Annotated in this window: 12 protein-coding genes; 5 read left to right on the top strand and 7 right to left on the bottom strand. The window is 40.0% G+C overall.

Annotated elements, in window-relative coordinates; translation table 11 throughout:
- Position 1 precedes the first annotated feature (1 nt).
- The 3 genes from ACN6NE_RS16865 to nagE all read right to left on the bottom strand — a co-directional run bounded on the left by ACN6NE_RS16865 (position 2) and on the right by nagE (position 3,047).
- Positions 2 to 721: a DUF554 domain-containing protein gene (locus ACN6NE_RS16865; RefSeq protein WP_474326644.1), complete on the bottom strand. Its 720-nt coding sequence runs from the start codon at positions 719 to 721 to the stop codon at positions 2 to 4.
- A gap of 200 nt (positions 722 to 921) precedes the next feature.
- Positions 922 to 1,056 (bottom strand): hypothetical protein, encoded by a 135-nt coding sequence (locus ACN6NE_RS16860; RefSeq protein WP_474326065.1) that lies wholly within the window; start codon positions 1,054 to 1,056, stop codon positions 922 to 924.
- 113 nt (positions 1,057 to 1,169) lie between these two features.
- On the bottom strand, positions 1,170 to 3,047 hold the full coding sequence (nagE, locus tag ACN6NE_RS16855; RefSeq protein ID WP_474326063.1) for an N-acetylglucosamine-specific PTS transporter subunit IIBC: 1,878 nt from the start codon (positions 3,045 to 3,047) through the stop codon (positions 1,170 to 1,172).
- Positions 3,048 to 3,374: 327 nt separating this feature from the next.
- Between nagE and nagA the strand changes: the two genes are divergently transcribed.
- From nagA to ACN6NE_RS16835, 4 genes are all read left to right on the top strand, one after another.
- Positions 3,375 to 4,559 carry an N-acetylglucosamine-6-phosphate deacetylase gene (nagA, locus tag ACN6NE_RS16850; RefSeq protein WP_129706958.1) on the top strand — a complete coding sequence of 395 codons (1,185 nt, stop codon included), beginning with the start codon at positions 3,375 to 3,377 and terminating at the stop codon, positions 4,557 to 4,559.
- Positions 4,560 to 4,561: 2 nt separating this feature from the next.
- Complete coding sequence (nagB, locus tag ACN6NE_RS16845; RefSeq protein WP_474326061.1) at positions 4,562 to 5,293, top strand: glucosamine-6-phosphate deaminase; 732 nt, start codon at positions 4,562 to 4,564, stop codon at positions 5,291 to 5,293.
- Positions 5,294 to 5,437: 144 nt separating this feature from the next.
- A complete protein-coding gene (locus ACN6NE_RS16840) occupies positions 5,438 to 6,163 on the top strand; it encodes a GntR family transcriptional regulator (protein WP_013055880.1) in 726 nt (241 codons plus the stop codon).
- Between the two features lie 15 nt (positions 6,164 to 6,178).
- The gene (locus ACN6NE_RS16835; protein WP_474326059.1) at positions 6,179 to 6,904 is read left to right on the top strand and encodes an SIS domain-containing protein; all 726 of its coding nucleotides are present in this window, start codon (positions 6,179 to 6,181) and stop codon (positions 6,902 to 6,904) included.
- A 216-nt stretch (positions 6,905 to 7,120) separates the two neighbouring features.
- Here the strand turns inward: ACN6NE_RS16835 and ACN6NE_RS16830 are convergent, their stop codons facing one another.
- From ACN6NE_RS16830 to ACN6NE_RS16815, 4 genes are all read right to left on the bottom strand, one after another.
- A complete protein-coding gene (locus ACN6NE_RS16830; protein WP_474326057.1) occupies positions 7,121 to 7,606 on the bottom strand; it encodes a hypothetical protein in 486 nt (161 codons plus the stop codon).
- Positions 7,607 to 8,082: 476 nt separating this feature from the next.
- Complete coding sequence (locus tag ACN6NE_RS16825) at positions 8,083 to 8,541, bottom strand: N-acetyltransferase family protein (RefSeq protein WP_474326056.1); 459 nt, start codon at positions 8,539 to 8,541, stop codon at positions 8,083 to 8,085.
- Position 8,542: 1 nt separating this feature from the next.
- A complete protein-coding gene (locus ACN6NE_RS16820; RefSeq protein WP_474326054.1) occupies positions 8,543 to 8,800 on the bottom strand; it encodes a YesK family protein in 258 nt (85 codons plus the stop codon).
- Positions 8,801 to 8,962: 162 nt separating this feature from the next.
- Positions 8,963 to 9,472 carry an SUKH-4 family immunity protein gene (locus ACN6NE_RS16815; RefSeq protein ID WP_240702640.1) on the bottom strand — a complete coding sequence of 170 codons (510 nt, stop codon included), beginning with the start codon at positions 9,470 to 9,472 and terminating at the stop codon, positions 8,963 to 8,965.
- 454 nt (positions 9,473 to 9,926) lie between these two features.
- On the opposite strand from ACN6NE_RS16815, the gene ACN6NE_RS16810 reads away from it, so the two are divergent.
- On the top strand, positions 9,927 to 13,115 hold the full coding sequence (locus ACN6NE_RS16810) for a S8 family peptidase (protein WP_474326053.1): 3,189 nt from the start codon (positions 9,927 to 9,929) through the stop codon (positions 13,113 to 13,115).
- The last annotated feature ends 34 nt before the right edge of the window (positions 13,116 to 13,149 follow it).

Below are 13,149 nucleotides of genomic sequence, written 5' to 3'. Positions count from 1 at the left end.
TTCATAAAAAATATGTATGCTGGACAACTACAATCACAACCGCAATTAAAATTGAAGGCAGTAAATTCGCAACTTTAATTTTAATAATTTCTAATAAATTAATCCCAATTGCTAAAATTAACACGCCGCCTACTCCGGTGACTTCGGCAATGATACTATTCATTAAATCTTGCGGCACAACCGCATTAATTTGGGTGGCAAACAACGCAATGATGCCTTCGTACAGAAACACCGGCACCGCTGAGAAAATGACGCCTATTCCAAGCGTAGTCGTTAATAATAATGAGATAAATCCATCCATCACCGCTTTTGTAAACAATACGCTGTGATCGCCGCGTATTCCGCTGTCTAATGCCCCGACGATCGCCATCGCTCCAATAACAAAGATCAACGTTCCTGTCACAAAGCCCTGTGACATACTAAATGTTTGCTTGTCGTTTTGCTGAGATTGAAATTTTCGTTCAATCATATTGCCTAAAAGGTTTAGCTTTTCATCTAAATCAATGAACTCACCAATAACCGCTCCAATGGCTAAACTCAAAATTACAATTAAAAACTGATGACTGTTAAAGCCCATTTGCAAACCGAGGGTGATAACGGATAAACCCATCACTTGCATCACCGTCACGCTTACTTTTTCAGGAATGCGGTGAGCAAGCTTGCCCATTAATGTTCCTACAACAATTGCTAATCCATTGACTAATGCTCCTATAATAAACATGCTGTCACCTTTACTGTGAATAATGCCGTTTCTTTTTTCACTTGTTCTACTTCCTCTCTGCTCCGCACTAGCTGTATCAAACACACTAAATTTTAACACAAAATTCTCGCAATTATTAAAAAAAGAAAAAAGAGATTAAGATATAACGAAATCAATCGAATCTATAGACGAACAAATGGAATAAATGAGCTGATGGTTTGTTACGACGCTGTTGATTCCCGTCCAAGGCTTCGCTTTCCACGGGCGACCGGTAAGCCTCCTCGTCGCTTGCGCTCCTGCGGGGTCTCACCTGTTCCCCTTTTCCCGCAGGAGTCTTCGCCTTGCCCTCCAATCAACAGCTAGAAGCAACTAAATAAATTAAATCTACGTTCACTATCAAAAGAAAAAGATCCGAACGATGAATCATTCGGATCTTTAACTAAAACAAATTTGTTTCAGTCTCTTTTGATTAAAATGTAATAACGTCTTTTGTACCTTGCTTTTGGTAGCCTGTTTTTAACAGCTTCACTTCTTTATCCGCTGGCAAGTTGGTAAATACAACTGGTGTCACAATAGACGGTGCATGCTTTTTAACATACTCTAAATCTACTTGTAAAAGAGGTGTTTCTTGTTGAACGCTGTCACCTTCTTGAACAAGCGCTTCGAATCCTTCTCCTTTTAAATTCACAGTATCTAATCCAACGTGAATGAGGATTTCAATTCCTTCTACTGTTTTTAAGCCAATCGCATGTTTTGTTGGGAATACGGTCATGACTTCACCGTTAATCGGTGATACGAGCGTTCCTTCAATCGGTTCAATCGCAAAGCCGTCACCCATCATTTTTTGTGAAAACACTTGATCTTCTACTTCACTAAGCGGCTTTACAATGCCTTCAAACGGTAACACAAACTCTGTGTGTGCATCTGTTTGAACAGATGCTTGTTCAACAGGTGCAGCGGTTGACGCTGTACCGTATTTAACTAATTGATTCATTGCGTCCGCAACAAACTCTACTTCTGTTCCCACAATGACTTGAACATTTGTTTTGCTGAGCTTCATGATTCCTCTCGCTCCGTGACGCTTTAAGGCAGCTTCGTTAATGTTGCCGGCATCAGCTACTTGTAAACGAAGACGAGTCGCACAGTTATCAATTACGGTTAAGTTTTCTTTTCCGCCTAAATCTTCAATAAAATAAGAAGCCATATCCACATATTTATCACCTGTTGCCACAACCGTTTCGTTTGATGTGTCTACTTCTTCATCATCTTCACGTCCCGGTGTTTTTAAATTTAATGCTTTGATCAGCGTGTAGAAAATGACAAAGTAAATGACTGCATATACAATTCCAATTCCCGCTAACAGTAGCGGTTTTTGTGAAATTCCATAGTTTAAGAAGAAATCAATGGCCCCTGCTGAAAATCCAAATCCAGCGTGAATACCAAGAGCAACGGCTAAAGCCATCGATATTCCCGTTAAAACGGCATGAATAACGTATAATAACGGTGCTACGAACATAAATAGAAATTCAATTGGTTCCGTAATTCCCGTTAAAAAAGAAGTAACAGCAAGTCCGATCAACATACCGCTGACTTGTTTGCGCTTTTCTTTTTTAGCTGCTGCAATCATCGCAAGCGCAGCTGCCGGTAAACCAAACATCATAACCGGGAAGAATCCAGACATAAATGTTCCTGCCGTTGGATCGCCTTTAAAGAAGCGATTCAAATCTCCCGTTACGCCGTGATAGTCTCCAAATACAAACCATACTAAGCTGTTTAACACGTGATGCAGTCCAATTGGAATCAATAGACGGTTTAAAAATCCGTATATACCTGCACCAAGCGCTCCTGCTCCTGTAATCCACGTTCCTAAGTTGTTAATTTGATCTTGAATCGGTGGCCAAATAACCCCAAAGATTCCTGCAAGCGCGAGCATAACGACTGACGTAATAATCGGTACAAACCGCTTTCCTGCAAAGAAGCCGAGCCACTCTGGCAGCTTAATGGCTGAGAAACGATTGTATAGTAAACCAGCCGTGACCCCCGAGACAATCCCGCCGAGTACACCCATGTTAATATCTTTATCAATAGCTACAGTTCCTTTTGTTAACACAAAATAACCGACCACTCCGGCAAGTGCTGCTGCGCCGCTTCCATCTTTTGAAAGCCCTACAGCAATACCAAGTGCAAACAGTAGTGCTAAATTCGCAAAAATTGCATCTCCGGCTTGAGCCATAAATGGAATATCCAATAAGTCCTTTTGACCCAAACGAAGAAGCAATGCCGCAGCAGGTAATACTGCGATTGGCAGCATAAGCGATTTACCAATACGTTGTAAAAAATTCAGCATATTTCTATCCCCTTTGTATAACGTATTTAACCCGATGTTACGAGCAAGGATTTTCGCAACAATATTTATCGGATGACAAGTTACCGCATTTATCCCGGCATATGATTACATCATCAGCTGAAATAACGGCGGTTTTACTGCATGGACTCATACTAGCACAGAAAATATATAGTTGTCTATACCAATTTTATTTTTAAAAACCTCTCTATATCAATGTTAAAAGCCCTTACAAAACTTTCTAGTTCACAAAAAAGAATCAACTGGTCTAGACAACTATTCCAAAAAGCGTTACACTTAAATCAATACAACGAGCAAAGGAGTGTATGTATGGATACACATTCATCCATCATTATTTATAATGTAACCGTTTATGGTGAAAATCAGACATTAAAAAACGGGTATATTAAACTAACGAACAAGAAAATTACTGAAATCGGAGAGATACATCAATACGTACGTCAGCCGAATGATCATGTGATTGAGCTTTCTCCTTCCTATAAAGTGATTCCTGGTGCCATTGATGTGCATATTCATGGCGTTAACAATGCCGATGCGATGGACGGTACAGCAGAAGCATTAAAAACAATGGCGCGCACGCTCCCAAAAGAAGGTACAACAAGCTTTTTAGCAACCACTATGACGCAATCGAATGAAGCGGTTGAAAAAGCGCTTCGCAACGCGGGCGCTTATATCGAAGAGCAAACAAGCACGGATGCTGAAGTAGTTGGTATTCACTTAGAAGGTCCGTTTATTTCACCGAAACGTGCGGGTGCACAGCCGCCTACTCACATTCAAGATCCGAATGTGACACTGTTTCAAGAGTGGCAAAAAGCAGCCGGAGGACATATTAAACTTGTTACATTAGCTCCGGAGCAGCCAAACGGCTTAGCGCTTACTTCTTATTTAAAAGAAACAAACGTCGTCGCTTCTATTGGCCATTCTGACAGCACATATGATCAAGTTGGTGAAGCCATCGAAGCAGGAGCATCTCATATTACGCACTTATATAACGGCATGCGGGGTCTTCACCATAGAGAGCCGGGCGTATTAGGCGCCGCTTATTTGAGAGGTGAATTATTTGTAGAGCTGATTACAGACGGCATCCACTGCCGACCTGAAATGGTCAAGCTTGCGTACGATCAAATCACAAGTGAACGCATGATTCTTATCACGGATTCTCTTCGTGCCAAATGGCTAAAAAACGGTACGTATGATTTAGGAGGACAGCCTGTTCACGTAAACGACACAACGGCTACCCTTGCAGATGGAACGTTAGCAGGAAGCATCTTAAAGATGAACGATGCGATTAAAAACACGATGAGCTTTACGAATTGTTCATTAGAAGACATCGTAAAAATGACTGCTGAAAACCCAGCAAAACAGCTTAATCTGTTCGATACAAAAGGAAGCCTCAAAATTGGAAAAGATGCGGATATCGTGGTGTTAAATGAAAATTTAGATGTTGAAATGACATTTTGCCGAGGCACATTGAGCTTTCAAAAGGAGGACTAACAATGAATATCATCCAAGTGAAAAATTACAGTGAAATGAGCGCAAAAGCAGCTGATATGCTGGTTAGCAAACTTCATGAAAAACCAAATATGAATCTGGGACTTGCAACGGGAGGCACGCCGAAAGGATTGTATGATCGTTTAATTCAAGATCATAAGGAGCACGGCACGTCTTACAAACACGTTACTTCCTTTAACTTAGATGAATATGTCGGAATGAAGCCGCAAGATCCAAACAGCTATCACTTCTATATGGCAGATGCGTTATTTAATCACATTGATATTGACGTAAGCAACACGCACGTTCCTAACGGCCTAGCTGATACGCCTGAAGAAGAATGCCGCCGCTACGATGAATTGATCCAAAATCACGGAGGCATTGACCTTCAGGTTCTTGGAATCGGTCAAAACGGACATATTGGCTTTAACGAACCTGGTACGCCATTCAACTCTCCTACTCATATTGTGACGTTAGAAGAGTCAACGCGAAAAGCCAATGCGCGCTACTTTAATTCTCTTGACGAAGTGCCTACTCAGGCTATTACAATGGGAATTGAATCGATTATGAAAAGTAAAGAAATTTTACTGCTTATCTCCGGGGAAGCCAAAGCAGAAGCGATGTATCAGCTGCTTAACGGAGAAATCACAGAGAACTTCCCTGCTTCTATTTTAAAGAAGCATCACTGTGTTACAATTATTGCGGACCAAGAAGCTTTAGCTAAAGTGAACCTTTGAAAGAATAGTCAAGTAGGCTGTCCCGGCTATAATCAATCCGTCTTTATGAAAGAAAGGTGTCTGGCTATTAGTGAGAGTATATATAGATAACATACCTCCTCGTCTTTTTTAGATGAGGAGGTTTACATAAAGGAGAGAACTTAAGTGATTGATAAAAGCTCACCTCTTCCGATTTATTATCAAATTGAAGAACAGTTGAAAAAACAAATTGAAAACGGAGAGTTAAAACCGAATGATTCGCTTCCTTCTGAACGAGAGTTTGCAGAACGATTTGAAATCAGCAGAATGACCGTTCGCCAAGCGATTAACAATTTAGTAAACGACGGTTATTTATACCGTCAAAAAGGCCGCGGCACCTTTGTGTCTGAAAAAAAACTGGAGCAGCAGCTCGTTGGATTAACGAGTTTTACAGAAGATATGAAAGCGCGCGGAATGGTGCCAAGCAGTAAGCTGCTGAGCTTTGAAATTATTGCGGCTTCAGAAAAAATTGCCGAGCAGCTGCAAATTTCTCTTCATGCACCTGTTTATGAAATCAAGCGTATTCGTTTAGCTGACGACGTGCCAATGGCGCTTGAAAGCGTATATGTATCCGCTAACTTAGTCAAAGGCTTAACAGAATCCATTGTTAATGACTCTCTCTACCGCTATATTGAAGAAGAGCTCGGGCTGAAAATTGGCGAAGCCAATCAAACGTTAGAATCTATTTTAGCTTCTGAAACCGAAGTGAAGCATCTTGGAATCAGCTCATATTCACCCGTTCTATTAATTCAAAGAAATACGTATTTGCAAGACGGCACGCCGCTTGAAGTGGTGAAGTCTTCGTACCGAGCAGACCGCTATAAGTTTACGATTAACATGACACGATCTTAACTAAGGAGTTTTTTTATGTCTAGTTTATATCTACAGGAACTAACAAAACTGCTTGCTAAAGTGGAGGCGCATGAACAGCAGGCAATAGAATCCGCAGCCGAGAAAATTTCACAGCAATTAGCTTCTCATCACCTCATTCATTTATTTGGGTGCGGTCATTCTCATATTTTAACGGAAGAAGTGTTTTACCGTTCCGGAGGGCTTGCGCCGATTCATCCTATTTTTGTAGAAGAACTGATGCTTCATAAAGGAGCTTCGCGTTCTTCACAGCTAGAGCGTAAAAACGACTACGCCTCCACCTTTATGGAAAAAGAAGATATCGTACCAGGCGATATCATGATTGTGATTTCTACGTCAGGCGTAAATCCCGTTCCGATTGATGTGGCCTTAATTGCAAAAGAAAAAGGCGCCTTTGTTATCGGGCTTACCTCTCCTTCTTATGCCACGAGCCGGGCTTCGCGACATAAAAGCGGAAAATACCTTCATGATGTCGTGGATCTTGTTATTAATAATCACATTCCAAAAGGAGACGTTCTTCTTCATCAGCAAGACATTTCTTTCGCTTCTGGCTCCACTGTAATTGGAGGCGCTATCTTAAACGATATCTTATCTAGAACCATTCAAAAACTGCTCAGCCGCGGCATCACGCCTCCTGTCTTTTTAAGCGGAAACATGGAAGGTTCAGATCAACACAACCAGCGGTTGATTGATGCTTACAAAGGAAGAATTACTGCCCTATAACAGCCCCTGCGGCTGTTTTTTTGCACAAAAAAAAGATGCTTGAAAGCATCTCATCAAAGTCGGACTGTACGATTTGGACTAGATCTCCTCTTTATCAGTAGAAGTCTTGTTCACAGCACCATAACCTACTTATCCGACATAATTACTATGTTTAACATAAGTATACTCTTTTATACCTTAGGTGTCAAATAAGTTATAAGAAATTTCGCAGTGCATTCATTTGAAGATTTTTTTACGGTAATGTTCCAGCTGACTTTTAGCTTCTTTCATAATTGTTGTATGTATGATTTCATCCGTGATGTTAAAATAATTGTCTCCGTACTGATAGTCATCTATCATATTACTAATTTCAAGCCAACCTACTAACTCCGTCGGACAGTCGAGTTCAATGAACATGCTGTATAAGTGGTTTGCTTCTGTTAGCGCCCTCTCTTCATGCTGTACAATTGTTTGAAGCCGCGTATAGATCAGGTAATCTGTACATTCCTGTTCACTCGGTTCCGATAAGGAAAGCTCTTTTAAAGTACGCTGAAAATAATCTTCTATTTCAAAGAGATTATAAGGTGGGCGGAGAGAAGCTAAAATAGAAAGAGATAAAGAATTCTGTTCATGTTCCAGCATAGAAAGTGCCCATGGTAAATAATGTTTTTCCGCTGTGACACTCTTTTGATAAACGTAATAACAGAGCTCACGTGTATCCATAGAACTCCTCCTTCCTTTTTCGTGCCAATACAATTTCAAATAGTTTACCATATCTATAAATTTTATCTATAAATTTCTGCCAAAGTGTTGTATAAGATTTCCTGACGCATCTTACAAAAAAGAAGCTGCATCAAAACTGATGCAGCTTCTTCCCTTCATATCATGCTAATTATTTCATGTTCATTTGCCCTTGTGAGGCCCTTTCGCTACGTATATCGGTTCATAACGAGAGTGCCAATTGTCAGATCAGAATATCTGCTTTTCATGTGAGGTAATACGTTTGATGAAGTTGCTGTTAAGTATTCCAAAACTAAACCAGTCCCTTCATGAAGCTAAGTATTTACCTTTCACAGTAGCCTTAGAAAAATTTCTATCGGCTCTGTACTATTTGTATACCACGTTTCAATTGAACTAAACGAAAAAATTCATTTTAATCAAAAAATTTTTATCACAGGGATACAACCATTAACAGCGAATTACAAATGGAGCTTTAATCCTTCATGAGAAGCTGTGAATCCAAGCTTTTTATAAAAACGCAAAGCCTCTGACCGTTCTTTGTCAGTTGTTAATTGTACTAACTGACAATTACGTTCTTTCGCTCGTTCAATCGCCCATGTAATCAGCTGATATCCAACCCCTTTCCCGCGCTCTGACGAAGCGGTTCGAACTCCTTCAATCGTTGCTCTCCACCCGCCTTGTCGTGTAATGTGGGGCGTAAAGGTTATTTGTTGAACACCTATTACTTCACTATCTTTACATGCGACAATCAGTTCATTGTTTAGGTCCGCATCAATTGCCTGAAATGCTTGAACATAACAGTCTGGAAGCGGTAATTCGTAGCGCTCTCGTTTGCTTCCGAGCATATCATCAGCAAGCATTTCAACAATTTGATCTAAATCTTCCCGCACTGCTTCTCTAAAGGTTATTTCTCCCATTTCACACAGCACCTTTCCCGTGTCTATTTATGATATTAAAAAAAACAGTGATGAACAAGCTCAGAACCGACGCCAAGAACAAAGCAGCCGCTAAAGCACCAAGACCCATTCCTTCAAAGCCGCCAACTCCAAATATGCTATATAGAAATAGAAATATGCTTATTAGCATGCTGCTAAGTGAAATTCCGTACTGCACGGGCGAGTTCCTTCTATAGAAGAAATGCGACGCACCAGCAAGCAGCACAAAGAAAGCACCCATTAATCCAAATAAAGAAATTATTTACACCTTCCTCCTTCTCTAAAAAAAGGAATTTGTATCCATTATATACTATCATTTTTATTTACTCCATCTATATTAATTGCCCTGCAGCCACAACTAAATAGACATGACCAAAACGGCCATGTCTATTTTCCTACTATATTAAAAAGAAAGTTCTTTGGACCAAAAAGAATAAGGGGCTAAGCAAGCTTCATCAATTTCATTCATACGTTTTTTGCATCGCTGCAGCACCTCAGCAGGAATGTGTCTCTCTAAGTATGCAGATTCTCCGTTAGCTTGAATCGTTTCTTCTACTAGCTCTTCAAACACATCTAAGCATGCTAAAAACTGCGGAAAAGTTGTATTCACGAAACGCTCGCAGTCATCGTTGGACGTATCGAGCAGCACAACCGAACCGTTTTTTTGATGAAGACAAATTGGATCTCCAGCGCCTGTTGTTCCTAAAAACCAATAGTGCTGGTAGCGAGATGATAACTCAAATGTTTCACATAGCGTTGTTAGCTTTCCTTTGGATGAAACGAACTCTAGAAATGGTGAAGCTTCTTTGGGCAATCCTTTTTCTGTTAGCAACTTCTTTGTCTCTTTATCAATATCAAGGGGTGCAAGCTGTTCGGCATCAAACTTCATTCGTTTTTCCTGTCGTTGCATCACATTTGACAACTTCTTTCACTCCTTTTCACCATTTGCTCTTTCTTTGCTTTTGTTTATTATAAAAGAAATCCAGCTCGTATTATATGCTACAAATGAACTTAATTAGACTGAAAATTTTTCCAATCTTTATTTATATAGCCCGATTTTCTTTTTATAAACACAGGTAAAAAGAAACCGATCAGATTTTCTCCAGTGAATTCTGTTTTGAAAAATAATTCTCATTCCTTTCTTCCCTTTTCAGCGTAATCTCGCCTCTTATAAACAGGCTCAATCTTTATTATTCCAATTTTTTCTACTTTTTGCAACTAGGACTTATCTCACCATTTCTTATGCGAGATTAGTAACTTGACAAAATAATAAAATAAGCAACAGTAATTATTTACAAATTTTTTAACTTTATGGTTTAATAGGTATGTAATTCCTGTTTTTTACTATATTTTTTTGGAGGTTTAACATGAAAAAAGGGTCAATTTATCGTTTTATTGCTTTTGCTTTAATGTTCACCTTGTGTTTTAGCCAATTAGGCTTACTGAAAACACAAGCGGCAGGCAATCCTCCTGCTAATGAAAAAACATTAAGCATCGGTAAAGCAGCAAAAGGAACATTTACAGAACCAGCACAAGCACAGTGGTACAAAATTAATCCTTCTAAGCAAGAGGTAGCAAAGTTTTCACACTACCGAATTAAGCTTCAAAGTGATGATGAAGTAAACATCACGGTTTACTCTAGTCTTGAAAATGCCAAAAACAACGTGGCATTTGACCGTTATATGGGATACTCCTACAAAGATGAGCCTGCTCAGCTTGATTTTCCAATCGCTTGGACTGGCCCTTATTATGTGAAAGTTGAGTATTATGGAAGCGAAGACGACATGATTGAAGAGGATGCGGAAGATGGTTCGACTTCTCCAGAACCACAGCCAGAAGAAAAAACAGAAGTTCCTTACACAATCAGCTATGAAGGCGCTTCACTTCTCCCTTCTCAAATGGAGGCAGAAGAATGCCCGGCTGAATTAAGTACAAGCCAAAAAGAAAACGGAAAAGGTATTTTAAAAGATTTGCGTACGATTCGCGACGCTGTGCTTTCAAAAACAGCAAGCGGAAAAGACCTTTCTTCTCTTTATTACAAAGCCGCTCCGTTTATCAGCTCTAAAATGATTATTGATAAATCGATGCGTGAACAAGTATACAAAGATCTAGTTCAGTTAAAGAGTTTATTTACAGATGTGGCGAAAAACGGCGCATCAAGCACATATATGATTACAAGTGCTGATCAAAAAGCAATCAATGATTTATACAGCATCGCTTATAAATCCGTTCCAGCTGCCTTAAAGAAAGACTTAGAAAAAGTAGCAGCGCAGACAAAATTAAAAGACGTAACGGACTTAAACGTATCGTCTGTATTAGTAAGAGCTAAATTAGTCAGCGCAAACAGCGTGTCAACAAAAGCTGAAACTCGCTATATTGTTAAACTAAAAGATGGTGCAAATGCTAAATCATTCAAAATAAAAGCACAGTCAAAATCAGCAAGCATTGAATCTATTAATCCATTAAAACAATCAGCTGCTTCTTTTGATAATATGTTTGTTATTCAATTAGATGACAGCAATGCAAAAAGCTTCAGCACGTCATCTGCTCAAGGTAAAATGACGGCAAAACAAATTCAGGCACTTCCTGAAACTGAATTTATCGAGCCGGTTCAAGAGTACCACGCTCTTTCGATGGATTCACAATATCCGTATCAATGGTCATTAAACAATACGGGTAAAAATGACGGTACTCAACATGCCGATATTCAATACGAATCGCTTGAAAAATTACTAAACGGCCAAAAATTAAAAGATACGGTTATTGCCGTTGCGGATACGGGCGTCGATTCATCACTAGCTGATTTAAAAGGCGTGGTGGATACAAAAACAGGCTATAACTACGTGGATCGTTCGTCAAATGCAACTGATGACAACGGACACGGAACTCACGTAGCAGGTATTATCGCAGCCTCTGCAAACAATAACTATTCAATGGCCGGCATTAATTCTCACGCTAAAATTTTACCGGTTAAAATTCTAGACGCCTCTGGAAGCGGAGATACAGAACAAATTGCGTACGGTATTAAATACGCGGTTGATCACGGTGCAAAAGTCATTAACTTAAGCCTTGGCGGATCTTACAGCCGCGTGCTTGAATATTCGTTAAAATACGCATACGATCATAACGTAACGGTTGTAGCTGCAAGTGGAAACGACGGTATGGAAGAGCTCTCTTACCCTGCTTCATCTGCCTATGCAATTTCAGTAGGCGCATCAAACCGTTTAGATATCGTATCTGACTACTCAAACTACGGAAAAGGATTAGATATCACAGCTCCTGGCTCTGATATTCCAAGTCTTGTTCCAGACGGGAACGTCACTTATTTAAGCGGAACATCAATGGCAACACCTCACGTGGCAGCCGTTGCAGGATTATTACTATCACAAAACCCAGGCTTAAAGCCAAAAGACGTTGAAAAACGCCTAACGGATACAGCTAAAGATATTAAATTTGATGAAAAAGATGCTCCTGTATACGATGATGAAGAAAGTCCGTTAGAACCCCCTGCTCCAGGCTACGATTACGTATCAGGATGGGGACGTTTAAATGCGTACAGCGCAGTAAGTGCACAGCAGCTGCAAGCGCAGGTAAATACATTTGTCAGCACGCAAAAAATTGTTACAGGTAAAGCTCAAAGCGGTTCAACTGTTAAAGTAATGAACGGCTCAAAAACACTTGGCACAGTTAAAGCTGATGCAAAAAATACGTTCTCTGTGAACATTCCAGCTCAAAAAGCTGATACCGTTTTACAAGTGGTTGTCACAAACGGAAAAGCAAGTACGAGCATTCGTGCAGTTGTTCAAAAAGCACCTGCCAAACCAGCGGTAAAAGCCGTAACGAACAAAGATGAGTATGTAACAGGAACGTCTAAAGCGAATTTTACGGTAAATGTTAAAAACAGCGCTAAGAAAGTAATTGCTTCAGCAAAAGCTGATGCCAAAGGCGCGTTCAAAGTGAAAATTCCAAAACAAAAAGAAAATACAGTTTTGTATATCACGGCTACAAACAGCCAACAACAAGAAAGTGAAGAAGTAAAAGTAACGGTGCGTGACGTTATTGCTCCAAATGCACCTAAAGTGAATCCAGTCAGCGATGCGGATACGGCTATTAAAGGAACAACGGAAGCAAATGCATCTGTTGTAGCGAAAGTGAACAACAAAGAAATCGGCAAAGCAAAAGCCAATGCAAAAGGTCAGTACAGCATAACAATTAAAAAACAAAAAGCAGGTACAGCAATCAGCGTAACAGCAGCAGACGCAGCCAACAACACAAGTAAAGCTACGACTGTAAAAGTGAGCGATAAAACTCCCCCTGCTGCACCAAGCGTAAATGCTGTCACAACAAAAAGCACGGCTGTAACAGGTAAAGCAGAAGCAAATGCTGCCGTAACGGTAACAGTAAACAAAAAAAGCATTGGCTCTGCTGCTGCTAACAGCAAAGGGCAATACTCAGTAAAAATTAAAAAGCAAAAAGAAAAAACAGTCTTAAGCGTAACCGCAAAAGACAAAGCGAACAATACGAGTAAAGCAACAACAAAAACGGTGACAAAATAAAGAAAAAAGGCGCTTGGCTTATGGCCAAGTGCCT

The organism is Priestia sp. 53B2 (genome assembly GCF_056099005.1).
The sequence above is the reverse complement of the archived record's forward strand: the minus strand, read 5'-3'. Positions and strand labels throughout refer to the sequence as shown.